Here is a 25,087-nt window from a genome sequence, read left to right as displayed (position 1 = left end):
TCCTACTTGGTACTCACAAGTACTCCTACTTGGCGTGCCGGGCCCGGGCAGCTGGCTCGACCAGATGTCACGGAAGGGTCCGGTCAAGGCGTCGCGCCCGGCACGCTGTGGCCATACCCACGTAGGCCGAGCACACAAACCTGACAGGAACCGATGTCTGACGATTCGCGCCCTTCGCCTTCCGGAACCGGTACGGGGACACGTACGGCGGCCGTGATCCCGGCCGCCGGCCGGGGCGTACGCCTCGGACCCGGCGCCCCCAAAGCGCTGCGCGCGCTGAACGGCACCCCGATGCTCATCCACGCGGTACGGGCCATGGCCGCGTCCCGAGCCGTCTCCCTGGTGATCGTCGTGGCGCCGCCCGACGGCGCCGCCGAGGTCAAGACCCTGCTCGACGCGCACGCGCTGCCCGAGCGGACCGACTTCCTCGTGGTCCCGGGTGGTGAGTCGCGCCAGGAGTCGGTGAGGCACGGCCTCGACGCGCTGCCGCCCGGCTACGACATCGTCCTCGTCCACGACGCGGCCCGCCCCCTGGTGCCCGTCGACACGGTCGACGCCGTCATCGAGGCCGTACGGGACGGCGCGCCGGCCGTGGTGCCCGCGTTGCCGCTGGCCGACACGGTCAAGGAGGTCGAGCCGGCGGGCGCGCCCGGCGCGCCGGAGCCGGTCGTCGCCACGCCGGAGCGCGCGCGGCTGCGGGCGGTGCAGACGCCGCAGGGGTTCGACCGGGAGACCCTGGTGCGGGCGCACGAGACGGTCGCCGGTGAGGTGACGGACGACGCGAGCATGGTGGAGCGGCTCGGCCTCGGGGTCGTGGTCGTGCCCGGGCACGAGGAGGCGTTCAAGGTCACGCGGCCGCTGGATCTGGTCCTCGCGGAGGCGGTACTGGCGCGCAGGAGGCTGAACGATGGGTTCTGAACCGCCGACGGTGATGTTGCCGCAGGTCGGGATCGGCACCGACATCCACGCCTTCGAGGAGGGGCGGGAGCTGTGGTGCGCCGGGCTGAAGTGGGACGGGGAGGGGCCGGGCCTGGCCGGGCACTCCGACGCGGACGTCGTCGCGCACGCCGCGTGCAACGCGCTGTTCTCCGCGGCCGGACTCGGTGACCTGGGGCAGCACTTCGGCACCGGGCGGCCCGAGTGGGCCGGGGCGTCGGGGGTGACGTTGCTGGCGGAGGCCGCGCGGATCGTGCGGGCCGGCGGGTTCACCATCGGCAATGTCGCGGTGCAGGTGATCGGGGCTCGGCCGAAGATCGGCAAGCGGCGGGACGAGGCGCAGAAGCTGCTTTCGGAGGTCGTGGGGGCGCCGGTCTCGGTGTCCGGCGCGACGACGGACGGGCTGGGCTTCCCGGGGCGGGGTGAGGGGTTGATGGCGGTGGCCACGGCGTTGGTCGTACGGCTGGGCTGAGCCCGGTTCTCGGCCGCGGGATTCGTCGTGGCCGATCGCGCGGTTCCCCGCGCCCCTTGGGGCGTGGGGTGCGTACGTCACGAATGGGTGGTCCTTGTCCACAGGGGCGCGGGGCACGGTTGCTCGCCCACTACCCTGGAGGCGTGACTATTCGCCTGTACGACACCAGCGCCCGGCAGATCCGTGACTTCGCCCCGCTCACGCCGGGTTGCGTCTCGATCTACCTCTGTGGCGCCACGGTGCAGGCGGCCCCGCACATCGGTCACATCCGCTCGGGGCTCAACTTCGACATCATGCGCCGGTGGTTCGAGTACCGCGGATACGACGTGACGTTCATCCGGAACGTCACGGACATCGACGACAAGATCATCGCGAAGTCGGCCGACCAGGGCCGCCCGTGGTGGTCGATCGGCTACGAGAACGAGCGCGCGTTCAACGACGGTTACGGCGTGCTCGGTTGCCTGCCGCCGACCTACGAGCCGCGTGCCACCGGGCATGTGACCGAGATGGTCGAGATGATGCGCGGGCTCATCGAGCGCGGACACGCGTACGAGGTGGACGGGAACGTCTACTTCGACGTGCGGTCGTTCCCCGAGTATCTGCGGCTGTCCAACCAGGAGCTCGACAACCTCCTCCAGCCGTCAGGGGACGGGGAGACGGGCAAGCGCGACCCGCGTGACTTCGCCATGTGGAAATCGGCGAAGCCAGGGGAGCCCACCTGGGAGACGCCCTGGGGCCGTGGGCGCCCCGGCTGGCACCTGGAGTGCTCGGCCATGGCCCACAAGTACCTGGGCACCGCCTTCGACATCCACGGCGGCGGCCTCGACCTGATCTTCCCGCACCACGAGAACGAGATCGCACAGGCCAAGGCGTACGGCGACGAGTTCGCCAAGTACTGGGTGCACAACGCCTGGGTCACCATGAGCGGCGAGAAGATGTCCAAGTCGCTGGGCAACTCCGTCCTCGTGTCGGAGATGGTCAAGCACTGGCGCCCCATCGTGCTCCGGTACTACCTGGGCACCCCGCACTACCGGTCGATGATCGAGTACAGCGAGGAGGCCCTGCGCGAGGCCGAGTCGGCGTTCGCCCGTATCGAGGGGTTCGTGCAGCGGGTCGTCGAGAAGGCGGGCGGGGTCGTGGAGCCCGCGGCCGAGGTGCCGCCGGCGTTCGCCGACGCGATGGACGACGACCTCGGGGTGCCGCAGGCGCTCGCCATCGTGCACACCACGGTCCGGCAGGGCAACAGCGCGCTGGCCGCCGACGACAAGGAAGCCGCCGTGGCGCGGCTCGCCGAGGTGCGGGCCATGCTCGCCGTCCTCGGCCTCGACCCGCTGGACGAGCACTGGGCCGGTGACGGCGGCGACCGCGGCGACGACCTGCACGGTGTCGTCGACACGCTCGTCGGGCTGGTCCTCCAGCAGCGCGAGGCCGCCCGCGGCCGCAAGGACTGGGCCACCGCGGACGCCATCCGCGACCAGCTCAACCAGTCGGGTCTGGTCATCGAGGACGGCCCGCAGGGCCCCCGCTGGACGCTCGGCCCGCGCTGAGCCTTTCTTGATCGATTGTGCCGTCCGGCTGTCCGGGCGGCACACTTCATTACGTACGTACGAACGCTTTCTCAGAGACGGGTAGGTCATGGCCGCTAACAACCGCCGCATGTCCGGCAAGAAGGGCGCGCAGGTCGGCAGTGGCGGCCAGCGGCGCAAGGGCCTGGAGGGCAAGGGTCCGACCCCGCCCGCCGAGCTGCGCAAGAAGCACAAGAAGAACCGCATCGCGACCGCCAAGGCCAAGCAGGCCGCGCGCCGCCCCGCGCCGCGCGGCCGTGGCGGCAAGGGCACGTCCGAGATGGTCGTCGGACGCAACCCGGTCGTCGAGGCGCTGCGCGAGGGCGTGCCCGCCTCGACGCTCTACGTCCAGCAGTTCATCGACAACGACGAGCGGGTGCGCGAGGCGCTCCAGCTCGTCGCCGAGCGCGGCGGCATCCACCTCATGGAGGCGCCGCGCCCCGAGCTGGACCGCATGACCAACGGCCTCAACCACCAGGGCCTCGTCCTCCAGGTCCCGCCGTACGAGTACGCGCACCCGGAGGACCTGGTGACCGCCGCGTTCGACGACGGCGAGGACCCGCTGATCGTCGCTCTCGACGGCGTCACCGACCCGCGCAACCTCGGCGCCGTCGTCCGGTCCGTCTCCGCGTTCGGCGGCCACGGCGTCGTCGTACCCGAGCGGCGTGCGGCCGGCATGACCGCCGGTGCCTGGAAGTCGTCCGCCGGCACGGCCGCCCGTACGCCCGTCGCCCGCGCCACCAATCTGACGCGCGCACTGGAGATGTACAAGAAGGCGGGCGTCGCCGTGGTCGGACTCGCCGCCGACGGCGAGGTCGAGGTCGGTGAACTGGAGGCGCTCGGCGGCCCGGTCGTCATCGTGGTCGGTAGCGAGGGCAAGGGCCTGTCCCGACTCGTCAGCGAGACCTGCGACTTCCGCGTGCGGATCCCGATGCCGGGTGGCGCCGAGTCGTTGAACGCCGGTGTGGCGGCGGGTGTTGTGCTGTACGAGGCGTCTCGGCGCAGGGCCTGAAAAGGGGCATCAGCTGGGGGTTCGGGGCGTTCTGGATCACCTTGACGGGGTCCGGACACATCGGGGCGGTCAAAGCAGTGTCCTAACGTCACGTCACTCGGTTAGATGAGTGTGGACACCAGAACACCCCGCACACCCACGGGGGACCGTTCGTCGGGATTCGATTCGGGATTCGATTCGGGATTCGATTCGGGATTCGACGACGCTCCCGCGCTGAGCATGGTGAAGGTGCCGAGCGATCCGGCGCAGGTCATCGTCAACCACGCGAGTTTCCGCGTGCAGTTGGGCGTCTCTACGCGGGCGTCCCCGCGTGTCGCTCGGCACTTGAGCACCGGCGAGGACACCACGCGCATCCCGGTCGTGGGTACGGCGGGCCGCGTCGGCGCGCCGGCCGCCGGGCGCCGGCGCGCACCTGTCGTCTGGAGCGGGAAGTCCGCGCCGGACGACACCGGAGCGCACCGGCTCCTCCAGGCGGTACGCGGCGCGGGCGTCGGCCACGGCTACGACACCGAAAGCAGGCGTTACGACGCCGACTTGACGGTCGAGACCGTGGAGACGCCCATCGTGGGCAACCAGCGCACCCACGGCGACCACGCCGCCCCCGACGGCACCCGCCTGCTGCCCACCATGCGCGAGGTCGGCAGCACATACGACGAACCTCGGTACGACCGGGCGCGGTACGGCGAGGACGCCTACGCGGACGAGGAGTTCGAGGACCAGTACGACGACGCCGACGGCGCGGGTGAGCGGAGCGGGCGACGGACCGGCAACGAGCCCGTCCGGCACGCCTATTACCCCGGCCGCCGGATGAACCTCGGCGTGGTGCTGCTGCCGTTGCGCGTCTTCCTCGGCTTCATCTCCATCTACGCCGGCATGGGCAAGCTCTGCGACCCGCACTACTTCGACGGCGGCAAGCGCGGCTCCATGGTGAAGTGGCTGAACACGCTGCACCCGTGGGAGGTCGCCGAGCCACTGCGGCAGTTCGCCCTCGAACACCCCGTGGGCGCCGGGCTCGTCATCGCCTTCGCACAGGTCGTCGTCGGCGTGCTCACCGTCCTCGGACTGTGGCAGCGGGTCGCCGCCGGGGCCGGGGCGCTGCTGTCGGCCGCGCTGCTCGTCACCGTCAGCTGGAAGACCGTTCCCGTCTACGAGACGCCCGACATCATCTACCTCGCCGCCTGGTCCCCGCTGATCATCGCGGGCGCGCCGGTGTACTCCGTCGACGGACGGCTTGCGGGCGGCGCCTGGCGCACGCTCGGGCCGCGCGCCGACATCTGGGAGCTGCGGCGGTACGTACTGCGCCGGGGCGTCCTCGTCACCGCGATCGTCGTCGGGCTGACGCTGCTGGTGGGGTCCGTGCTCGGCGGGGCCGTGCGGGACGCCGACCGGATCGTCGTCCCCGGGCCGGGGGAGGCGCCGCGCAACGAACTGCCGGGGTCGCCGCTGCCGGGTGAGCGCGGCAAGCTCGGCGAGAACACCCCTTCCGCGTCCAACTCGCCCAGCGCGGGCGCTACTTCGGCACGGCCTTCGCAGGCGGCCACGACGCCGGGGGCCACGCGGAGTACGGCGGGTACGGCTTCGGGAGGGCAGCCGAGCCAGACGCAGGGGGCTACGGCCGGGCAGGTGCCGCCGCAGCAGTCGGCGCCGGTCGAGCAGGCGCCGAGTACTACCGCGGGGCCGACTTCCAGTGGGGGCGCGGGCGCCTCCGGCGGTACGAACGGGGGGGCTGGGTCCACCGGTGGCTCCTCCTCCGGTGGGAGCTCTTCGGGTGGGCAGCCTGGGCTGGTGGGGGGGTTGCTCGGGTAGGTTCCGTCGGCCGCGCCGATGCGTTGATGTGTGGATGGGCCCCGCGTGTGGTTTGCGCGGGGCCCATTGTCGGGTGGGAGGTGGGCGCCTGAGAGCTCGGGTGGGGCTGTGGTGTGGCGGGTGCGGGGCCGTGGGTGGCTGGTCGCGCGGTTCCCCGCGCCCTTGAGGGGTGCGCCTCAGGCCTTGCCAGGTGCTCTAGCGGCCCAGGGCCGCCAGTTCCTTCGCGGCCTCTGTCAGGTCCTTCGCCGTGTCGATGGCTCGCCAGTACGCGCCCTGGGGGATGGGGAAGCCGGCGAGGCGGCGTTCTCGGGCCAGGCGGGGGAAGGTGGTGCGTTCGTGGTCGCCGCGTTCGGGGAGGAGACCGGCGAACTCGGGGGCGAAGACGTAGACGCCTGCGTTGATCTCGTTCGTCGTGGGCGGGGCCTCGATGAAGTCCGTGACGCGGCCGAAGCCGTCCGTCTTGACGGCGCCCCAGGGGATGCGGGGGCGGGCGAGGGCGAGTGTGGCGACGGCGTCGCGCTCGGTGTGGAAGTCCGCCATGTCGCGGAGCGAGAAGCGGGTCCAGATGTCGCCGTTGGTGGCGTACCAGGCGCGGTCGGGGTGCGGGAGGTGGGCGGCGGCGTACTTGAGGCCTCCGCCGCGGCCCAGGGGCTCCGACTCTATGACCGTGGTGACGCGGACCGGCAGGTCGGCCGAGTCCAGCCACTTCTCCAGGACGTCGGCGAGGTGGCCGCAGGAGACGACCACGTCGGTCACGCCCTCCTCGGCGAGCCAGGTGAGCTGATGGCCGATGATCGGCGTGCCGGTGCCGGGGATCTCGACCATGGGCTTGGGCCGGTCATCGGTGTACGGACGCAGCCGGGAGCCCTGGCCACCGGCCAGGATCACGGCTTGAACGGGGCGCGACGCGGCGTTCGGATCGGTCATGCCCGAACTGTACGTGGCGCCCCGTTCACGGGAGCACGGCCCTGGGGTCGGTGTACGGGGGGTGCGAGCCCTGGTCCCTTGGGGATCCTTCGGAGCCTTGACGAGCCCTGTGGGGCCTCAGCTGTACTGGGCGGTCACTCCTGTCGCGAAGGAGGTGTCGCAGACCGGGCGGGCGTACGACTGGGCGCGGGTGGGGCCGTAGGCGCGGACGGCGGCGCGGCCGAGGGCGCGGGCGATGGACGTGCAGTGCTTCGCCAGTGCCGGGCGGCCGTTCACCGCCTGCTGGAGGTGGGTGAGGGCGACGCCGGGGTCCTCCTCCTGTAGCTCGACGAGGAGCTTGTCGCGCAGCACCTCGTGCGCGGCGCGGATCTTCTTGCGCTGGGAGACCTCCGAGGCGGCGAGGACCGACTCCGCGGTGTCGGCCCCCGACCAGTTGACCCGGGTGACCGCGAGGGTGCCGGAGAGGACCAGGACGACAGGCAGGACGAGGGCGAGGGAGCGGCCGATGCGGTGGGCGGGGCCACGGCCGTGTCGCGTCCGTTGGGTGTAGGTGTGGGTGTGCTTCACGCGAGTGAGCGTAGCGTGGGGTAGCGATATGGAGACAGCGGGTCACCGGTATGGGGGATGTCGAGCCGCGGCTTTGTGGGTGGCGCGTTGACGAACAGTGGTCGAAATTGGTTGATTTGCCGGGGTAGTTGGTGGCCGTGAAAAAGGCCCCGCAGAGGTTTGCGGGGCCTTCTTCGTCAACCTGGGTGATTTATCCCGAGCCGGTGGTTTCGCGCACGATCGTGACCGTGCGCTCCGGTCGGCGTCGGATCAGGCAGTTCGGGCAGTTCAGGCGATTCAGTCGGAGAGACGCTCGCCCGTGGAGGTCGAGAACACGTGGTTCTCGCCCGGACGGGGCACGACGTGCAGCGTGGCGCCCTTCTCCGGGACCTGGCGGCCGTTGACGCGGACCACGAGGTCCTTGGTCTCGCCGCCGACCTCGGCGGTGCCGTAGACGTAACCGTCGGCGCCGAGCTCCTCGACGACGTTGACGGTGACGGCGAGGCCGGCCGGGGCGTCGTCGGTGTCCTTCGTCAGGGCGGAGGCGACGGAACCGTCATGCTCGACGATGTCGAAGTGCTCCGGACGGACACCGACGGTCACCGTGCGGTCGCCCTTGTCGGAGGCGGCCTTCAGGGCGTCACGGTTGACCGGGACGACGCTGTTGCCGAACTTCACGCCGCCGTCGGTGATCGGGACCTCGACCAGGTTCATGGCCGGGGAGCCGATGAAGCCGGCGACGAAGAGGTTGGCCGGGCGGTCGTACATGTTGCGCGGGGTGTCGACCTGCTGGAGCAGACCGTCCTTGAGGACCGCCACACGGTCGCCCATCGTCATGGCCTCGACCTGGTCGTGGGTGACGTAGACGGTGGTGATGCCGAGGCGGCGCTGGAGCGACGCGATCTGCGTACGGGTCGAGACGCGGAGCTTGGCGTCGAGGTTCGACAGCGGCTCGTCCATGAGGAACACCTGGGGCTCACGCACGATGGCGCGGCCCATGGCGACACGCTGGCGCTGACCACCGGAGAGGGCCTTCGGCTTGCGGTCCAGGTACTCGGTGAGGTCGAGGATCTTCGCGGCCTCTTCGACCTTCTGCCGGATCTCCGCCTTGTTGACGCCGGCGATCTTGAGCGCGAAGCCCATGTTGTCGGCGACGGTCATGTGCGGGTAGAGCGCGTAGTTCTGGAACACCATGGCGATGTCCCGGTCCTTCGGCGGCAGGTGCGTGACGTCGCGGTCACCGATGCGGATGGCGCCGCCGTTCACGTCCTCGAGCCCCGCGAGCATGCGGAGCGAGGTGGACTTGCCGCAACCGGACGGGCCGACCAGGACGAGGAACTCGCCGTCCTCGATCTCGATCTCGAGTGCGTCTACGGCGGGCTTGGTGGAACCCGGGTAAATACGGGTCGCCTTGTCGAACGAAACTGTGGCCATGGGTCGCAGGCCCCCTTCACCGGCAGGAACGTGCCGGACGGTCCGAGTAAAGGTGGTGAGCCACCACGGACGGTTCCGCGGTGGTGTAGTCCACACGAGTGGACTGGCTCAGGACGGTACCTCCCGTTCACCTGGTCTGTCAGTACCTGGACCCCTGTGAACTTCGCGGAAATTTTCGACGAGTGCGCCCTGTGACGTGGGTACACTGCTCGGGCGCCCCCGCGCGGGGCGGTGCCTCCTTAGCTCAGATGGCCAGAGCAACGCACTTGTAATGCGTAGGTCGTCGGTTCGAATCCGACAGGGGGCTCTGGGTCCCGGGTCACTTTTGTGGCCCGGGATTTTTTTTGTGGGGGGCGTGGTGTCAGCGTAGGAGGCGGGCGGTTTCGAGGGTGGTGGGGTGGGGGGTGCCGCCCTCTTCGATGTCCCAGAGGGTGTTCTGGAGGGCTCGGGCGAGGGTCCAGGCTCGGGCTCGGGGGCGGTCCAGGGAGAGGGTGTCGGTCATGGCGTCGAAGCGCCAGGGGAGATCGGTGGGGTCGAAGCGGTTGGTGAGGGCGGGCCAGAGGTCGAAGGCGGGTCGCCGGTGAGGGGCTTGGGGTCGATGGCGAGCCAGGGGGCGCGGTCGGTGCCGAGGACGTTGTCGAAGTGCAGGTCCCAGTGGAGGAGACGGTCGCCGGGCTCGTCGATGACCTCGCGTACGGCTGCCGCGCAGTCGGCGATCAGGCGGCGGTCGGCCGGGTCCGGGATACGGGTCAGGACGGGTGGGGTGCGGGTCAGCAGGCCGGCCGCGATGTCGGACAGGCGGCGCATGTCCGGCGGGGCCGGGACGGCGGTCAGGTGGGCCAGCAGGCGGGCGATGACCAGGACGGCCTCGCGGGAGTCCGGCTCGTGGGTGAGCATCCGTGCCGGGTCGAGGCGTTCGAGCAGCATGGTGCCCGTTGCGTCGTCGTACCGCAGGAGTCGTACGGCCCCGTCGCCGTTCCAGACGCGCAGGGCGATCGGTTCACCCTCGCTCTCGTCGTCCAGGAGCTGGAGTTTGAGGACCACCGGGGTGTTGTCGGTCCTGTCGGCCACTGGCAGGACCAACGCGCACATGCCGTGCATGGGCGGGCCGTCGAGGCGTAGGTCCCAGCGGTCCAGGAAGTCGGCGGCCAGTTGTGGAAGGTCCGCGATGAACTTCCGGCCCGCCTCTCCGTTGATCTCTTCCTGAGTCTCGGCCAGTTCCTCCGGAACATCGATCATGCCGGGGACAGTACGGGGACACCGGGCCGCTTCGCGTGCGGATTTCGGACTGTTAGCGTCCGGCCATGAGCAGCACGGACGCGACCGTCAACGGTGGTATCTCCTTCTGGTACGCGCAGGCCGGCCTCCCCGTTCCGCGGGAGCCGCTGGTCGGTGACGCGTCCGCCGATGTGGTGATCGTGGGGGGTGGGTACACCGGGCTGTGGACGGCCTATTACCTGAAGAAGGCCGCGCCTTTTCTGCGGATCACCGTCCTGGAGCAGAAGTTCTGCGGGTACGGGGCCTCCGGGCGCAACGGCGGCTGGCTCTACAACGGGATCGCGGGGCGGGACCGGTACGCGCGGCTGCACGGGCGGGAGGCCGCGGTGCGGCTTCAGCGGGCCATGAACGACACGGTCGGTGAGGTCGTGCGGGTGGCGGCGGAGGAGGGCGTCGAGGCCGACATCCATCGAGGTGGCGTGCTCGAAGTCGCTTGTACTCCCGCCCAGTTGGCGCGGCTCAAGGCGTTTCACGAGCACGAGGTGTCGTACGGGGAGGAGGACCGTGAGGTGTACGGCGTCCGGGGGACCGCCGAGCGGGTCCGGGTCGCCGGTGCGGTGGGGTCGACGTGGACTCCGCACGGGGCCCGGCTGAATCCGGTGAAGCTCGTGACGGGGCTGGCGGCCGTCGTCGAGGGGCTCGGGGTGACCATCCACGAGCTGACGCCGGTCACCGAGATCCGGCCCCGGCACGCGGTCACGCCGTACGGGACGGTCCGGGCGCCCTATGTGCTGCGCTGCACGGAGGGGTTCACGGCGAACCTCAAGGGGCAGAAGCGGACCTGGCTGCCCATGAACTCCTCGATGATCGCCACCGAGCCGCTGACCGCCGCGCAGTGGGACGGCATCGGCTGGGAGGGGCGCGAGACGCTCGGCGACATGGCGCACGCGTACATGTACGCCCAGCGCACCGCCGACGGCCGCATCGCTCTCGGCGGGCGCGGAGTCCCGTACCGCTTCGGCTCGCGGACCGACAACGACGGGCGTACGCAGCCGGCGACGATCGAGGCGTTGCGCGAGATCCTGGTGCGATTCTTCCCCTCGCTGGCCGGGGTGAAGGTCGAGCACGCCTGGTCGGGGGTGCTCGGGGTGCCGCGTGACTGGTGCGCGACCGTGACCCTCGACCGGTCGACGGGGCTCGGCTGGGCGGGCGGTTACGTCGGCTCCGGTGTGGCCACCACCAACCTCGCCGCCCGCACCCTGCGCGATCTCGTCCAGCAGGACTCGGGACAGGGCGGGGCGACGGAGCTGACCTCGTTGCCCTGGGTGAACCACCGGGTGCGCAAGTGGGAGCCGGAGCCGCTGCGGTGGGTGGGCGTGCAGGGGATGTACGCGACGTATCGCACCGCCGACCGGCGTGAGGCGGCCTCCCATCGGGGGGAGTCGTCGCGGTTGGCACGGCTGGCGGATCGGGTGGCCGGGCGGGGGTGAGGCCGCCGGGCCGGCTCTCGCCGCGCGGACGGGAGGACGATGTCCACGATCGTCGCGTCGAGGATCACCATGAGCTGGGCGAGGGCAAGGACGAGGGCGACGAGGGCCCACCAGCGGCGGGGGGCGGGGCCGCTCGTCGGGGTCTTGGTCGCAGTGGTGGTCGGGTGCGTGTTCCGGCCGGGGTGCTCACGGCTCCAGTACGACCTTTCCGGTCGTGCCCCGGTTCTCCAGGGCGCGGTGGGCGGCGGCCGCCTCGGCGAGGGGGAAGCGGTGGACGGCCGGGGTGAGGCGGCCGGCGGTGGCCTCGGCGAGGGCGCGGAGTTCGAGAGTGCGGATGGGGTCGTCGCCGCCCGCCCTGCGCCGCATCTCCTCGCCCAGGACGGACTGGGTCACGCCTTCGACGACGTACGGTCCGCCGTCCTTGATGCCCTCCGCCGACCAGCCGAAGGAGAGGTGCTTGCCGCCGGGGGCGAGCAGGGCGACGCACTCCCGCGCCACCGCCCCGCCGACCCCGTCGAGGACGACCGTGGCCTTCCCCCGGTACGCGGCGACCTGCTCCGGCCAGGCCGGGTCCGTGTAGTCGACGGCGAGGTCGGCGCCGTTCGCCGCGACCTGGGCCGTCTTGTCGGGGCCGCCGGCCAGACCGATGACGGTGGCGCCCGCGTTCTTGGCGTACTGCACGAGGAGTGTGCCGAGACCGCCGGCCGCGGCCGGGACCACGACCACGTCGTCGGGGCCCGGTTCGGCGAAGAGCAGGACGCCCATCGCCGTACGGCCCCTGCCGATCATCGCGACGGCCTCGGCGAAGTCGAGGTTCTCCGGTATCTCGTGCAGGCGTTCGACCCCGGTGACGGCCAGTTCGGCGTAACCGCCGGGTGCGAAGCCGAGGTGGGCGGTGACCCGCTTGCCGAGCCAGTGCTCCGGGGCGCCCGCGCCCAGGGCGTCGACGGTGCCGGCGACCTCCCGGCCGGGGACGGTGGGCAGTTCCGGTGCGGGGGCGGGGCCCGCGTGCCCCTCGCGGAGGGCCGTGTCCAGCAGGTGTACGCCGGCCGCGGCGACGGCGATACGGACCTGACCCGGGCCGGGGGCGGGGTCCGCGACCTTCTCGTACGTGAGGTTCTCGGCCGGGCCGAAGGTGTGCAGGCGGATGGCGTGCATGGGGCTCCCCCTTGGGTTTCTCTCGCGTTCTCGCGTTCTCGCGTTCTCGCGCTCTGGAGCGGTGAGCCCAGCCTCCGACCTCAAGCTTGCTTGAGGTCAAGGGTGTCCCTCGACCTTCTGCCGAGCGCCAGCGATACGGCCGCGAGGGCGCTGTTGAACGACACCTCGGACAGGACGCCCGGCGCCGCGACCTGGTCGCCCGCGAGGTAGACGTCGTCGCCACGGTCCACGGCCGGGCGGTCCCGCCAGCTGGTGCCGGGCGGATCGACCGCGCCCGTACGGCCGTTCGAGGTTGCCTCGCGTCGCCAGGTGATCCGCTCGCACCAGCCGGGGAAGGCCAGGTCGAGCAGGTACTCGGCGCGGGCGACGCCGTCCGCGCGCGACTCGTCCGGCCCGATCGGGAACTGCCCCTGGAGCAACTGCTCGCCGGCCGGGGCGAGCGTGCGGTCCTGCGCGGTGAAGCGCTCGATCCAGCCGGGCGCGTCCAGGTCGGAGACCGCGAACGCGTCGCCGCGGCGGGTGCGGACGGCGAGGTCGACGAGCACGGTACGGCCGCTCGGCCACGTCAGCGAGTCGTCCTTGAGGAGGCGGCGGGCGGCGTCGAGGGAGGTGGCGACGATGATCGGGCCGGTGCGGTGCCGGTGGCCGCGGAGGGCGTCGAGGCCGTCCACCCGGCTGAGGGTCTCCATGCGGACGCCGAGGTTCCAGGCGCGGGCCGCCATCCGGTCGACGACGTCCCCCCAGCCGCCGCGCGGATAGTGCGCCTCCGGGGGCAACTTGGTGGCCCGCCGCAGCCGTTCCTGCACGAACGCGGCGGAGAGGGAGCCCGGGTCGTGGTGGAACAGCGCCACCGCCGAGTAGTTGGCGGCGGCGTGCGCGGCCTCCTCGCCCGCCTGTTCGGTCGCCCAGGTGCGGAAGTCGATGTCGACGGGTGCGTCGTGGCCCATGCGGCGTGGGCGCAGGAGCTTGAGCATCGCGAACGGTGGGGTGCGGCGGAGGGTGCCCTTGTGATGCAGGCGCATCCGGGCGGCCTCCAGGGGCGGGAGGGGGGCGAGCGGGCCGATCAGGTCCCGTTGGCTGAGCCACGTCCAGTGCGGGCCGCCGTTGTAGAGCGCGTGCGGGCCGTCGTTCGTGCGGTACGGGCCCTCGGCGGTGCGGGCTCGGCCGCCGAGGGTGTGGTGGGACTCGTAGACGGTGACTTTCGCACCTGCTTCGGCGGCGGTGATGGCTGCGGTGAGGCCGGCGAGGCCGCCGCCGATGATCGTGAGGGGGGCGCGGGGGGTTTGGCGGGTGCGGGGGGTGGCTGAGGGGGTGTGCGGGGGTGGGGTGCGGTGCATGGGTGGGGCTCCCTCGGGTCGGTGTTCCTTGGTTGTGTGGATGACCGGGGGAGGCGGGTGGAATGTGACATGGGGGCTGGGGGTGGGTGTGCGGTGGTGCGTTTTCGCAGGTCGGGCGGATTGTCAGTGGTGGGGTGCACGATGAGGGCATGGTGCGTGCGAGGTCGGTGGTGAAGGCGGCTCGGCGGCCGGAGGTGCGGTTGCCGGTGCTGGAGGCGTATGCGGGGCAGGGGCTGGAGCCTGACGGGGATTACGACGGGCTGGAGTTCCGGGAGGAGGACTTCGGGGGGCAGGACGGTGGGGGTGCGCGGTTCATGGACTGTGCGCTGACCGGGTGTGTGCTGGATGAGACCCGGCTGCATCGGGCGCGGGTTCTCGACTGTGTGCTCACCGGGATACGGGGGGTCGGGACGGATCTGGCCGAGGCGACGTTGCGGGACGTCGAGGTGGTTGATGCTCGGCTGGGTGGGGTGCAGTTGCACGGGGGTGTGCTGGAGCGGGTTGTGGTTCGGGGCGGGAAGATCGATTACCTCAACCTGCGGGAGGCTCGGCTCAAGGATGTTGTCTTTGAGGACTGCGTTCTTGTTGAGCCGGACTTTGGGGGTGCGCGGTTGGAGAGGGTGGGGTTTGCGGGGTGTGTGTTGAAGGGGGTGGATTTGAGGGGGGTGAGTTTGGTGGATGTTGATTTGCGGGGGGCCGCGGTTGTGGAGATCGCTCGGGGGGTGGGGCGGTTGTCGGGGGCTGTGATCAGTGCGGCTCAGTTGATGGAGTTGGCGCCGGTGCTGGCGGGGGAGATGGGGATTCGGGTGGAGGGGTGAGGTGGGTTGTGGGGGTGGTGGGTTTTTTCGCCCCCGCCGCCCCCACCCGTCCCATCCCCCAGGGGCTGCGCCCCTTCGACCCCCTCCCGTTTTCGGCTGCGGGTTCGGTGGGGGGCTTGTCGCGCAGTTCCCCGCGCCCCTGAAAAGCAGGGGCTGCGCCCCGTGCTTTTCGCCTTTAGGGGCGCGAGCAACCCCCACTCACCCGGCTACGGCAGCCGGGGAAAGCGGGCCTGGAGGGTCCAGATCGCTGGGTTTTCCTCTAGTTCGTCGTGTAGGTCGCAGAGGTCGGCGATGACGTCGTGGAGGAAGTCGCGGGCCTCGCGGCGTAGGGCGGCGTGGGAGAAGGTCAAGGGGGGCTCTTCGGCTCGCATCCAGTCGGCCTCGACGTCCACCCAGCCGAAGCGGCGCTCGAAGAGCATGCGGTCGGTGGACTCGGTGAAGTCGAGTTCCGCGTACTGGGGACGGGAGGCGCGGGAGCCCGCCGGGTCCCGGTCCAGTTGCTCCACGATGTCGCACAGCGCCCACGCGAAGTCCAGCACCGGCACCCATCCCCACGCTGTGGACAGTTCCCGGTCCGCCTTGGTGTCGGCGAGGTAGACGTCACCGCAGAACAGGTCGTGCCGCAGCGCGTAGACGTCCGCACGGCGGTAGTCGGTCTGGGGCGGGTCCGGGAAGCGGTTGGAGAGGGCGTAGCCGATGTCGAGCACGTAGGCGATGGTGTCATGCGTGTCGTGAGTGTCGTACGCCCCAGTGCCGGGCACTCTGGCCGTGGCGGGAAGGGGGTTGATGATCTTCGCTGTGTTCAGAGTCATCTTCAGACCCGTCTCCAGGCTCGTCTCCAGGCATACCAGGCCTACCTCCAGGGCCGTACGGCTTGCCTTCCCCGCCGCCCTGCTCGCCTTGGCCCTGCCCCTCACCCTCACCGCCTGCACCGGGGGTGACGGTCGGGGAGTCCACGGCGCACCGGGTGCCGCCGGTCTCAAGGATCCGTACTTCCCGAAGATGGGCAACGGTGGTTACGACGTCGGGCACTACGCCCTGAGCCTCGCGTACGAGGCCGGTAATGAGGAGGACGGCCGCCGCCTGCGTGGCACCGCCGTGGCGACCGCGCGGGCGACGCGGGATCTGAGTGCGTTCAACCTCGATCTGAAGGGGATGGACGTCGAGGCGGTCACAGTGGAGGGCGTGGCGGCGCGGTGGAAGCGGTCGGGGCAGGAGTTGACCGTCACACCTGAGCGTGGGGTCGGCGAGGGGGAGACGTTCCGTACGACCGTGCGCTACTCGGGCGGTCCGGAGACGATCACCGACCCGGACGGCTCCGAGGAGGGCTGGCTGCCCACCGCCGACGGCGTGCTCGCGCTCGGTGAACCGACGGGCTCGATGGCCTGGTTCCCCGGCAACCATCACCCCTCCGACAAGGCGACGTACGACATCACGGTCACCGTCCCCGAGGGTCTGCAGGCGGTCTCCAACGGGGAGTTGACGGGCCAGGCCACCAAGAACGGCCGTACGGCCTACTCCTGGCAGACCGCCGAACCGATGGCCGGCTATGTGGCCACGATCGCGATCGGTACGTACGAGATCCGGCGCTCCACGGTGAGTGGAGGGGCGGGCCGGGGTGACCTGCCGGTGTACGTCGCCGTCGATCCCGCGCAGGCCGACGACAGTCGCCGGGTCCTCGCCCGTATCCCGGAGGTCGTGGAGTGGGCGGAGGCGAACTTCGGCCCGTACCCCTTCTCCTCCACCGGCGCGATCGTCGAGAACCCGGAGGACGCCGCGTACGCCCTGGAGACCCAGAGCCGCCCCGTCTTTCCCGGCGCCCCCGACATCTCGCTGCTCGTCCACGAACTCGCCCACCAGTGGTACGGCGACTCCGTCACCCCCGAGTCCTGGCGCGACATGTGGCTCAACGAGGGCTTTGCCACGTACGCCGAGTGGCTGTGGCAGGAGGATCACGGCGGTGACAGCGCCCAGGAGATCTTCGACGCGTTGTACGAGGGCGACTACTTCGACGACGCCGCAGCGAACGAGGCCGTCTGGGCCTTCCCGCCCGCGAAGCCGCCGAGCGCCGCGCGTATCTCCGACAGTCCGGTGTACGAGCGGGGCGCCATGGTCCTGCACAAGATCCGTGAAGTGATCGGCGACGACGCCTTCTTCGGCCTCCTCCAGGGCTGGGCGACCACCCACCGCCACGGCAACGCGGACACGGCCGACTTCATCGCGTACGTGGAGAAGTACGCGGAGGGGAGTGGGGGGAAGACGGCTCCGGAGACGGCTCCGGAGGCGGATCTGGATGCGGCTCCGGATGCGGATCTGGCCCCGGTCTGGGAGGACTGGCTGTACGGGGACGGGAAACCGTCTGTGGCCTGATTTGGGCGGCGTGGCGCAAAAGCGGTTCACCAGCGATCGTTCGGTCACCGGCGAGTGGGCCGACGGCCTGGGCAAAGCGAGGTGATCGTGGCGTCCGACTTCGCCTGCGGAGCCCTGAGTTTCGACGGCGAGGCCCCGGTCTCCTTCCTCCGGGCCGACGGGGCGAAGGAGGTGGGCGTCGAGTTCATCCCCCTCTCGAAGACCTACGAACGCCGCCGGGACGTGGAGTCGGTTCGGGGAGCACGGCGAGGGCTACGTACGGGTGAGCCTGCTCGCGCCGGAGGAACGGTTGCAGGAGGCGGTCGTCAGGCTCGCCGGGTTTCGGTGATGTCGGGCGGAGGGGTCCGAGGGTTCTCGCCCTCGGCGGCCGACTCGAATTCCGCCAGCAGTCCCGACAGTTCCGGTGGCCATACGGGCTCCGCCGGAGCGGCCAGTTCCGCGGGGGTCCACCAGCGCCAGGACAGGATGCCCTCCTCGGCACGCGCGGCGGCGAGGAGGCCGCCGACCGGTTCGCGGCGAGGGCCCCGGGCCACGTAGATGTGCTCGTGCTGGCGGATGGGAATGTCCGAGCGCGTGAAGTCGTGTTCCCAGGTGCACAGCAACGGGCCCGGCTCCAGGTCCGTCCACCCCGTCTCCTCGCGCAACTCCCGCAGGGCGCCCTCGCGCGGGGTCTCGCCCGCCTCCAGGCCTCCGCCCGGCAGGGCCCAGTGCCGGCCCACCTCGTCGTTGTCGTACTGGAAGAGGAAGACGGCACCCTCCGGATCGAGTACGGCGACCCGCGCGGCCCGGCGTGGAGTCCGTAGCGGCTTCCGCATCACGGCGCAGGGGCGGCCCAGTTGGCGATCCCCGCGACGCGCGATGACCTCGTAGCCGAGGGACGTCCAGAAGGCGAGGGCGCCGGGGTTGTTGTCGAGCGCCGCCAGCCGTACGGCGCCGCGCCCCGCCCGACGGAACCGCTCTTCGACCAGCCCCGCCAACTCCCTCCCGTACCCCTGCCGGTGCGCCCCCGCGGCCACCAGCAGCAACCCGATCCAGGGGTCGGGGTCGGCCGGATCGGGATGCCGCGCGAGGGTGATGACGACCCCGAGGAGGGGACCGCCGCTGCGGCTGTCCTCGCGCGCGAGCAGGACCTCCACGTCCGGGTTGGCCAGCTCCACGGCCATTGCCGCGCCGACCTGTTCGGGGCGGATGTCGTCCGCGTCCGGGAAGTCGCCGCTGAGGGAGTAGAAGTCGCGGTTGGAGGCGTGCAGGGCGGTGAGCTCGGCGAGGAGGCGGCCGGGGATGGTCCCGTCCTCGGACGTGCGGAGGGTTTCGAGCAGCAGCATGTCCGCACGCTATCGAGGGCTTCGGGGTGGAGCGGCGGGTGCGTTGCGGTGATTGGCGTATTGGAACCAAAGTGCCACTCACCGCAACTCGAACCAGACCTGCTTGCCGAGGGCCAGCGGCTCGTTGCCCCGGCCGACGCCCCACTCCTGGGCGAGTTCGGAGAGCAACAGCAGGCCTCGACCGTGCTCCGCCTCGGCATCCAGGGGACTCGGCCGGGCGGCAGGCGCCGCCCTGAGCTCGTCGTCGTACACCGACACCCGTACGCGGTCATGCCGCACGACCGCTTCGAGCCGCACATCGAGGGAGGTGGTGTGCAGGCCGACGTTGGTCACCAGCTCCGACACCAACAGGCGTGCGGTGTCGACGAGTTCACCATGCCCGGTGGTCTGGAGGAGGAGGGCGACGACGTCTCGGCAGATCTTGGGGCTGGTGGGGGAGTTGGGGGTGCGGAGGCGGTAGATCTGCGGGGGGTGTTTGACGGGATGGGTGGGGGCGGGGTCCATGCGGTGGCCTCCCTCGTTGGTGTGGGTGATGGGCACACACCGCCCTGGCTCGGCCAAGCCAATTGGTTTGGCTGCTCTGCGGTCTTACTGGTGTGATGCCTGGAGTCGAAGTTAGGGACAACCTTGCCCATGGGCAAGGTTGTCCCGGATGGTTCACCCAAGTGAGTGGACGGCCCTTTGGCGGGGCGGCAGACTCGGACGCCGAAAGGAAAAGTGACGATGCCACTGAGGGACAACCCGACCGCGCGCCAGGTCCGACTGGGGGCTGAGCTCCGGAAGTTGAGGGAACGGGCAGGTAAGACGGCCCGTGAGACTGCCGGCCTGCTCTCCACCGACCAGGCGAAGATGAGCCACATCGAGTCGGGCCGCATCGGCGTCAGTGAGGAGCGAATCCGTCGGCTGGCTGTTTTTTACGCGTGCGATGACGGGCCACTGGTTGACGCACTGTGTGCCATCGCCCGAGAGTCGCGGGGGCAGGGCTGGTGGGACGAGTACCGAGGCGTGCTCGGCCCGGATTTCCTGGACATCGCGGAGTTGGAGCACCATGCCGCCTACCTGCGCAGCGTCCAGGTGGTGAATGTGCCGGGCATCTTGCAGACCGAGGACTACATTCGGGCGATCCACGGTAGTTACCGCCCCGTACTCCCCGTCGATGTGGTCGACAGGCGAGTGGAATTCCGGCTGCGGCGCCAGAGCCTCCTTGAGCAGGCCGAGCCGCCCTCGCTCCGGGCCATCGTTCATGAAGCGGCGCTGCGCATGCGCTTCGGAGGACGCGAGGTCGCGAAGGGACAGCTCGAACACCTGCTGGAAACCTCGGCGCGGCCATCGGTCACGGTTCGGGTCATCCCGTTCAGCTGCGAGGACTACATCGAGGCGACGAACGCTCCGATGTACGCCGGGGGAGTCGTGCCGCAGCTCGACACGGTCCACTTGGACAGCCCTGCGGGCAGCTACGTGGTGGGAGCCGAGGCCGAGCTGAACAGGTACCGGCAGTTGCTCGATGTCGCCGAGGGCGCATCCCTGAGCGAAGCGGAATCCCGGAAGCTCATCCAGCGGATCGTGCGAGAGATCTGAGAGGCAACGGATTGTCCGAGCAGTGGCAGAAGTCGTCCTTCTCCGGAGTGGAGGGTGCGAACTGCATTGAACTCGCCCACCACCAAGGCCGAATACTCATACGCGAGAGCGACACCCCCGCCGACGTACTCACCCCGGTCCCCGAAGGCCTGCTCGCGCTGATACATCACCTCAGGTCCGAGTCGTAGTGGAACAGCGCGTGCGCGTGCACAAGGTGCGGCTGGGCGGCGAGGAGGTCAGGGTGATCCGGTCGGCGGCGCCTACCCGGCTGGCGTTGCGTGATGACCGCCGCTGGCTGTCGATGTACGCCGACCGGGCCGGCGCCGAGCAACTCGTCGCCCTGTGGGCGTTGGCCGCCCGGTCCGCACGGTCGCTGGTCTACCTGCCGATGCGGGCCAACCCGGCCCCCGACGGCATCGCGAGCGACGGCGAACCGGTCGCGCTGGACCTCGTACTGGTCCACCACAGCCCGCAGTTCCCGACCGCGTCGTGGAAAGACGTACGTGCCCGGCTCGGCGTGGGCAGACCGCACACGACGGCCACCCCGGACGACGACTTCCCGGATGAGACGGCGATCGACTACGAGCGGTGGCACCACCCGACGTACCGCGACCACCTCGGCTTCACCATCGCGGCCCACACGCTCTTCGTCACCGGCAGCCCCACCGCGTTCCGCGAACAGGGCACCGCCCTACGCGCCCTCACCGACGAGGCACCGTCCCACCTGCACCGCCACCCGAACGCCACCCACTTCTGCGTCGAACTGGCCCCGGGCCCCTGGTCCCGCCCCCAGCACCGGCGGAACGTACCCGGCAACCTGCACATCCAGTACGCGGGGGCCTGGCGGGTGCGCTGACAGGGGCGGGAGTCGAGCGGGCCCCCGGCGAAGAGACGCCGGGGGCCCGCTCGAAGCCGAGGTGTCGTCAGACGCTGACGCCGAAGTCCTGGGCGATGCCGACCAGGCCCGATGCGTAGCCCTGGCCTACGGCGCGGAACTTCCACTCGGCGCCGTTGCGGTAGAGCTCGCCGAAGACCATGGCGGTTTCGGTGGCGGCGTCCTCGGAGAGGTCGTAGCGGGCGATCTCGGCGCCGCCGGCCTCGTTGAGGATGCGGATGTAGGCGTTGCGGACCTGGCCGAAGTTCTGCGAGCGGTTCTCCGCGTCGTAGATCGAGACCGGGAAGACGATCTTGTCGATGTCGGCCGGGAGGGCCGCGAGGTTGACCTTGATGGCCTCGTCGTCGCCCGCGCCTTCACCCGTGCGGTTGTCGCCCGTGTGGACGATGGTCTTGTCGGGGGTCTCCTTGTTGTTGAAGAAGACGAAGTGTCCGTCCGAGTAGACCTTGCCCTGGGGGTTGACCGCGATGGCCGAGGCGTCCAGGTCGAAGTCGGTGCCCGTGGTGGTGCGGACGTCCCAGCCGAGGCCCACGGTGACGGCGGTCAGGCCCGGAGCCTCCTTGGTGAGCGAGACGTTGCCACCCTTGGACAGGCTTACAGCCATGGTTGGGAGTCCTTCCCTCGTTATGTACGTGCCCTGTGTTGTGCTGTCTGTCCTGCGTGTCCTGCGTGTCCTGCGTGCTTCGTGACGGGGACGAAGCTACCTGCACCCCTATGAACGTAGAGAGGGGCACCAGAGGTTCCAGCGGTTTTTACTTTCTTTACCCGCCGGACCCCGATCGTGGTCCGGCGCGGTGAAAAGGACGTGACGTGGACCGGACATTCGCGCGACCATGGGGGCATGTCCGGTCCTCACGTCATCCGTGGCTCCGTGTCGCTTCCCGAGGCCGAGCTCATCTGGCGTTTCTCGCGTTCCTCCGGCCCCGGCGGACAGCACGTCAACACCAGTGACTCGCAGGTCGAGCTGAAGTTCGACCTCGCGAAGACCGAGGCCCTGCCCGAGGTATGGAAGGCGCGGGCGCTGGAGCGGCTCGCCGGACGGCTCGTCGACGGCGTCATCAGCGTCCGGTCCTCCGAGCACCGTTCCCAGTGGCGCAACCGCGAGACCGCCGCCGTACGCCTCGCCGCGCTCCTCGCGGAGGCCACCGCGCCGCCGCCCAAGCCGCGCCGGGCGACCCGTATCCCGAGGGGCATCAACGAACGGCGGCTGCGGGAGAAGAAGCAGCGGTCCGACACCAAGCGGGGGCGGACGGGGCGCGACTGGGGCTGAGCTCCAGCCCTTGAGCTCCAGCCCCTGAGGTCCGGCCCCTGAGCAGCCCGCCCGCGCCGCCCGTACGAACCTTTCTCAGCCCAACTGCCGGTACCGGCCCCGGAAGTAGGCCAGCGGGCCGCCGTCCACGCCCGGCGCCGTCGCGTTCAGGACGCGGCCGATGACGAGGGTGTGGTCCCCGGCGGTCACGCGTTGCTCGGTGCGGCATTCGAGGGTGGCCAGGGCGCCGCCGATGAGTGGTGCGCCGGTGACCTCGCCGCGGTCGTAGCGGATGTCCTCGAACAGGAGCCGGTCGCTGACGCGGCCCTTCATGGCGAAGCGGCCGGCGATGATCCGCTGGTGTTCGGAGAGGAGGGAGACGGCCCACAGGGGCTGTTCGGCGAGGAGGTCGTCCATCCGGGAGCCCTCGCGGAGGCCGACCATCACCAGGGGCGGGTCCAGCGACACGGACATGAACGAGGTCGCCGTCATGCCCACGTCCTCGCCGCGCGGCCCGTCGGGATCCAGCGCCGCCTCGTGCGCGGTGACCAGAACCACACCAGCCGTCAGCCGGGACATCGCGGCCCGGAACTCGTCTTCACTCACCCCCTCAGCATGCCTGCCGTCGGACGCTCCGGGGACGGCAGGTATCGACGCCGACGAATTTGCGAGCGGGACCACGGACGGAGGGACCACGGCCAGAGGGGCGGGAGGAGTCCTGGGCACGGTCGAACGCTAGTCCCCGGGGGCCGCCGGCCACATCGGTCCGGGGGCCGGACCCCTACCCCGACCTGCGACCTAGGACACCGTCCGGAGCCCCGCTCACAGTGCCTACACAGAGTTCTGAATTCCGTTCAATAAGCGCACGAGGGAAACGCATAAACTCCACTCAATTGCTCATCTTCCGCTGTGACTTGAGTCACAGGAGCCACATTTTGTTGACCCTGCGTACCGAGTGGGCTTCACGCTGTGATTCAGTGGCGGGGACGCTGCAAGCTGTAAGCGGGAACTGTAAGCGGAGTAAGCCCGCGAGTTAAGCAGCTTACCGACGACCTGGAGCCTGGAGCTGCCACGAGATCTCGGGGGGAGGGCGAATGGAAACCGAGTCGGAGCCTTACGTCCGTCTGACGACGCTGCGGCAGCTGCACCAGGTGATGGCGGACATGAACACCGCGCGCAGCCTGGCCGACACACTGCAGACCGTCGCCGACGGTGTGGTCAACGGCCTCGGGTACGAGCTGGCCTGCGTCAACCTCGTCCGCCCCGACGGCGACCTGGTCGTCGCCGCCCTCGCCGGGAACTCCGCCGCCGAAGCCCTGATCACCGGCCGCGTCGGCTCGCGCGCCTCCTGGGACCGCCGGCTGAGCATGGGCGAGTCCTGGGGTGACCTGCGGTTCATACCGCACACCGAGGGCTGGGTCCTCGACGAGGACGACGTACCGCAGTGGTACACCGACGGTCCCGAGCCCCGCTTCGAGGACGAGTGGCACCCCTCCGACCGGCTGTTCGCGCCGATGTACACCCCGGGGGCGGCCGGCGCCGCCTGCGGTGAGCTGCTCGGGGTCGTCTCCGTGGACCGGCCCAGAAACGGTCGCCGACCGGGCGCATGGGGACGCGAAGCGCTCCAGATGTACGCCTTTCAGGCCGCCATCGCGATCAGTAACGCACGCCTGCGCGCCAACATGCAGCGTGCACTGGTCAGGCTCGAAAGAGAGCAGCAGGCGCTGCGGGCCAGCGAGGAATCCTTCCGCCAGGCCTTCGAGTACGCCCCCTCCGGCATGGCCATCGCCGAGATGGGCGGCGATCAGCACGGCCGGATCCTGCGGACCAACGACGCGCTGTGCCGGCTGCTCGGACGGCCCGCCTCCGCCATGCGGCGCTACTCGTTCTCCGACCTCGTCCACCCCGAGGACATAGGCACCCTCCTGCGGACCTCCGCCGAGGGCGGGCGCGCCGAGCTGCGGCTCGGGCGCCGCGACGGGACGTACCTCTGGGTCAGTCTGCGGAACTCCGTGGTGGCCGACGCCGCCGACGGGCCCCGCTTCCTGCTCACCCACGTCGAGGACATCGAGGATCGCAAGCGCCGCGAGCTCCAGCTCGCGCACCGCGCCTCGCACGACGCCCTCACCGGCCTGCCGAACTCCGCCGAGCTGCGCTCGCGCCTCTCCGCCCGCATCTGCCAGCGCCCCCAGGCCCTCCTGGCCGGCGCGGCCCCCGACTCGATGAACGCGGCCTTCGGGGAGCAGGGGGACTTCAGGGAGTTCGGCGCCGCCCAGCACGCGGCGCTCCCGGAGCGCCAGGGGCCGCCGCATCCGTCCTTCGACGAGTACGAGGCCGGCGGCCACGCCTTCGACTTCCACGCGGCCGGCGGACCGTACGACGCCTTCGACCACCATGTGCACGCCGTCGCGCCCGAGGACGAGCGGGACGACGGCACCAAGGGGCTCGCGGTGCTCTTCTGCGACCTCGACGGGTTCAAGTCGATCAACGACCGGTTCGGGCACAACGCGGGGGACGCCGTCCTCATCGAGGTGGCCCGGCGGCTCGGCGGGGCCGTGCGCGACGGCGACACCGTCGCGCGGCTCGGCGGTGACGAGTTCGTCGTCCTCGCCGACGGGCTCGGCCGCGCGGACGCCCAGGACCTCGCCGTTCGCCTGCGCAACGAGATCATCCAGCCGATCCGGCTGGACGGTCGCGCGATGCGCGTCGGTGCCAGTTTCGGCATCGGATGGGCGCACTGCGGAATGACGGCGGACGAGGTATTGAAATCAGCTGACGAGCGGATGTACGTCGAGAAACGATCTCGTCCCAGACAGCACCGCCGGGCCGGATGAGATCCGGGCCACAACCGCGATAGCGCAGGACAGGGCTGTACAGGGGCTGGAAAGATCCTGGTGAGCGGTGCATCGGCGGATCGATGAGGCCTGAGTCACCCGTTTGGACCAGCACGA

Annotated in this window: 23 protein-coding genes, 1 tRNA gene and 1 pseudogene; 14 read left to right on the top strand and 11 right to left on the bottom strand. The window is 70.5% G+C overall.

All coding sequences use genetic code 11. From position 1 onward, the window contains the following. The first annotated feature begins 153 nt into the window (after window positions 1-153). The 5 genes from ispD (at window position 154) to I8N67_RS17580 (ending at window position 5,791) form a co-directional block, all read left to right on the top strand. Window positions 154-918, top strand: a complete 765-nt coding sequence (ispD, locus tag I8N67_RS17600; RefSeq protein ID WP_200304058.1) for a 2-C-methyl-D-erythritol 4-phosphate cytidylyltransferase — start codon at window positions 154-156, stop codon at window positions 916-918. Further along, window positions 908-1,408 (top strand): 2-C-methyl-D-erythritol 2,4-cyclodiphosphate synthase, encoded by a 501-nt coding sequence (gene ispF, locus I8N67_RS17595; protein ID WP_200304057.1) that lies wholly within the window; start codon window positions 908-910, stop codon window positions 1,406-1,408. The genes ispD and ispF overlap by 11 nt, the downstream gene beginning before the upstream one ends. Window positions 1,409-1,551: 143 nt before the next feature. After that, window positions 1,552-2,955 carry a cysteine--tRNA ligase gene (gene cysS / locus I8N67_RS17590; RefSeq protein ID WP_200304056.1) on the top strand — a complete coding sequence of 468 codons (1,404 nt, stop codon included), beginning with the start codon at window positions 1,552-1,554 and terminating at the stop codon, window positions 2,953-2,955. An 88-nt stretch (window positions 2,956-3,043) separates the two neighbouring features. Then, window positions 3,044-3,985, top strand: a complete 942-nt coding sequence (gene rlmB, locus I8N67_RS17585) for a 23S rRNA (guanosine(2251)-2'-O)-methyltransferase RlmB (protein ID WP_200304055.1) — start codon at window positions 3,044-3,046, stop codon at window positions 3,983-3,985. 105 nt (window positions 3,986-4,090) lie between these two features. Beyond that, complete coding sequence (locus I8N67_RS17580) at window positions 4,091-5,791, top strand: DoxX family membrane protein (RefSeq protein ID WP_200304054.1); 1,701 nt, start codon at window positions 4,091-4,093, stop codon at window positions 5,789-5,791. A gap of 195 nt (window positions 5,792-5,986) precedes the next feature. On the opposite strand, the gene I8N67_RS17575 is transcribed toward I8N67_RS17580, so the two are convergent. The 3 genes from I8N67_RS17575 to I8N67_RS17565 all read right to left on the bottom strand — a co-directional run bounded on the left by I8N67_RS17575 (window position 5,987) and on the right by I8N67_RS17565 (window position 8,698). Then, the gene (locus tag I8N67_RS17575) at window positions 5,987-6,718 is read right to left on the bottom strand and encodes a nucleotidyltransferase family protein (RefSeq protein ID WP_200304053.1); all 732 of its coding nucleotides are present in this window, start codon (window positions 6,716-6,718) and stop codon (window positions 5,987-5,989) included. 117 nt (window positions 6,719-6,835) lie between these two features. After that, entirely contained in the window at window positions 6,836-7,285 is a 450-nt protein-coding gene (locus I8N67_RS17570; protein WP_200304052.1) for a hypothetical protein, read from the bottom strand. Window positions 7,286-7,561: 276 nt separating this feature from the next. Beyond that, window positions 7,562-8,698, bottom strand: coding sequence for an ABC transporter ATP-binding protein (locus I8N67_RS17565; protein ID WP_200304051.1), 1,137 nt, complete (start codon window positions 8,696-8,698; stop codon window positions 7,562-7,564). A 233-nt stretch (window positions 8,699-8,931) separates the two neighbouring features. On the opposite strand from I8N67_RS17565, the gene I8N67_RS17560 reads away from it, so the two are divergent. Beyond that, a tRNA-Thr gene (locus tag I8N67_RS17560) sits at window positions 8,932-9,005 on the top strand. Between the two features lie 54 nt (window positions 9,006-9,059). Here I8N67_RS17560 and I8N67_RS17555 read toward each other — a convergent pair. Beyond that, window positions 9,060-9,937, bottom strand: a pseudogene (locus tag I8N67_RS17555) (aminoglycoside phosphotransferase family protein). 65 nt (window positions 9,938-10,002) lie between these two features. Between I8N67_RS17555 and I8N67_RS17550 the strand changes: the two are divergent. Continuing rightward, window positions 10,003-11,406 (top strand): NAD(P)/FAD-dependent oxidoreductase, encoded by a 1,404-nt coding sequence (locus tag I8N67_RS17550; RefSeq protein ID WP_200304050.1) that lies wholly within the window; start codon window positions 10,003-10,005, stop codon window positions 11,404-11,406. 186 nt (window positions 11,407-11,592) lie between these two features. On the opposite strand, the gene I8N67_RS17545 is transcribed toward I8N67_RS17550, so the two are convergent. Beyond that, on the bottom strand, window positions 11,593-12,564 hold the full coding sequence (locus I8N67_RS17545; protein ID WP_200304049.1) for a zinc-binding dehydrogenase: 972 nt from the start codon (window positions 12,562-12,564) through the stop codon (window positions 11,593-11,595). 80 nt (window positions 12,565-12,644) lie between these two features. Further along, window positions 12,645-13,901 (bottom strand): FAD-dependent oxidoreductase, encoded by a 1,257-nt coding sequence (locus I8N67_RS17540; protein ID WP_200304048.1) that lies wholly within the window; start codon window positions 13,899-13,901, stop codon window positions 12,645-12,647. Between the two features lie 149 nt (window positions 13,902-14,050). On the opposite strand from I8N67_RS17540, the gene I8N67_RS17535 reads away from it, so the two are divergent. Beyond that, on the top strand, window positions 14,051-14,719 hold the full coding sequence (locus I8N67_RS17535) for a pentapeptide repeat-containing protein (RefSeq protein ID WP_200304047.1): 669 nt from the start codon (window positions 14,051-14,053) through the stop codon (window positions 14,717-14,719). A gap of 206 nt (window positions 14,720-14,925) precedes the next feature. On the opposite strand, the gene I8N67_RS17530 is transcribed toward I8N67_RS17535, so the two are convergent. Continuing rightward, window positions 14,926-15,426, bottom strand: coding sequence for a hypothetical protein (locus I8N67_RS17530; RefSeq protein ID WP_200304086.1), 501 nt, complete (start codon window positions 15,424-15,426; stop codon window positions 14,926-14,928). 184 nt (window positions 15,427-15,610) lie between these two features. On the opposite strand from I8N67_RS17530, the gene I8N67_RS17525 reads away from it, so the two are divergent. Then, the gene (locus I8N67_RS17525; RefSeq protein ID WP_234045859.1) at window positions 15,611-17,089 is read left to right on the top strand and encodes a M1 family metallopeptidase; all 1,479 of its coding nucleotides are present in this window, start codon (window positions 15,611-15,613) and stop codon (window positions 17,087-17,089) included. A gap of 305 nt (window positions 17,090-17,394) precedes the next feature. Here I8N67_RS17525 and I8N67_RS17520 read toward each other — a convergent pair whose 3' ends face one another. Beyond that, a complete protein-coding gene (locus I8N67_RS17520) occupies window positions 17,395-18,411 on the bottom strand; it encodes a bifunctional GNAT family N-acetyltransferase/NUDIX hydrolase (RefSeq protein ID WP_372443732.1) in 1,017 nt (338 codons plus the stop codon). Between the two features lie 81 nt (window positions 18,412-18,492). Next, window positions 18,493-18,918: an ATP-binding protein gene (locus I8N67_RS17515; RefSeq protein ID WP_200304044.1), complete on the bottom strand. Its 426-nt coding sequence runs from the start codon at window positions 18,916-18,918 to the stop codon at window positions 18,493-18,495. A 219-nt stretch (window positions 18,919-19,137) separates the two neighbouring features. Here I8N67_RS17515 and I8N67_RS17510 point away from each other — a divergent pair, with 219 nt between their 5' ends. Genes I8N67_RS17510 through I8N67_RS17500 form a run of 3 tightly spaced genes read left to right on the top strand, consistent with a single transcriptional unit; the run spans window position 19,138 to window position 20,848 of the window. Then, a complete protein-coding gene (locus tag I8N67_RS17510; RefSeq protein WP_200304085.1) occupies window positions 19,138-19,992 on the top strand; it encodes a helix-turn-helix domain-containing protein in 855 nt (284 codons plus the stop codon). 11 nt (window positions 19,993-20,003) lie between these two features. After that, the gene (locus I8N67_RS17505) at window positions 20,004-20,180 is read left to right on the top strand and encodes a DUF397 domain-containing protein (RefSeq protein ID WP_200304043.1); all 177 of its coding nucleotides are present in this window, start codon (window positions 20,004-20,006) and stop codon (window positions 20,178-20,180) included. A gap of 11 nt (window positions 20,181-20,191) precedes the next feature. Next, a complete protein-coding gene (locus I8N67_RS17500) occupies window positions 20,192-20,848 on the top strand; it encodes a hypothetical protein (protein ID WP_307835263.1) in 657 nt (218 codons plus the stop codon). 67 nt (window positions 20,849-20,915) lie between these two features. On the opposite strand, the gene I8N67_RS17495 is transcribed toward I8N67_RS17500, so the two are convergent. Continuing rightward, a complete protein-coding gene (locus I8N67_RS17495) occupies window positions 20,916-21,491 on the bottom strand; it encodes a TerD family protein (protein WP_200304041.1) in 576 nt (191 codons plus the stop codon). A 237-nt stretch (window positions 21,492-21,728) separates the two neighbouring features. Here I8N67_RS17495 and arfB point away from each other — a divergent pair, with 237 nt between their 5' ends. Then, a complete protein-coding gene (gene arfB / locus I8N67_RS17490) occupies window positions 21,729-22,157 on the top strand; it encodes an alternative ribosome rescue aminoacyl-tRNA hydrolase ArfB (protein ID WP_200304040.1) in 429 nt (142 codons plus the stop codon). 75 nt (window positions 22,158-22,232) lie between these two features. On the opposite strand, the gene I8N67_RS17485 is transcribed toward arfB, so the two are convergent. Beyond that, window positions 22,233-22,742: a flavin reductase family protein gene (locus I8N67_RS17485; protein WP_200304039.1), complete on the bottom strand. Its 510-nt coding sequence runs from the start codon at window positions 22,740-22,742 to the stop codon at window positions 22,233-22,235. A gap of 488 nt (window positions 22,743-23,230) precedes the next feature. On the opposite strand from I8N67_RS17485, the gene cdgB reads away from it, so the two are divergent. Beyond that, window positions 23,231-24,970: a diguanylate cyclase CdgB gene (gene cdgB, locus I8N67_RS17480; protein WP_200304038.1), complete on the top strand. Its 1,740-nt coding sequence runs from the start codon at window positions 23,231-23,233 to the stop codon at window positions 24,968-24,970. Window positions 24,971-25,087: the final 117 nt, after the last annotated feature.

Origin of the sequence: Streptomyces adelaidensis (assembly GCF_016598475.1) — a bacterium.
GTDB classification, from domain to species: Bacteria; Actinomycetota; Actinomycetes; order Streptomycetales; family Streptomycetaceae; genus Streptomyces; species Streptomyces adelaidensis.
Note: the sequence above shows the minus strand (reverse complement) of the source record. Positions and strands in the feature narration are given on the sequence as shown.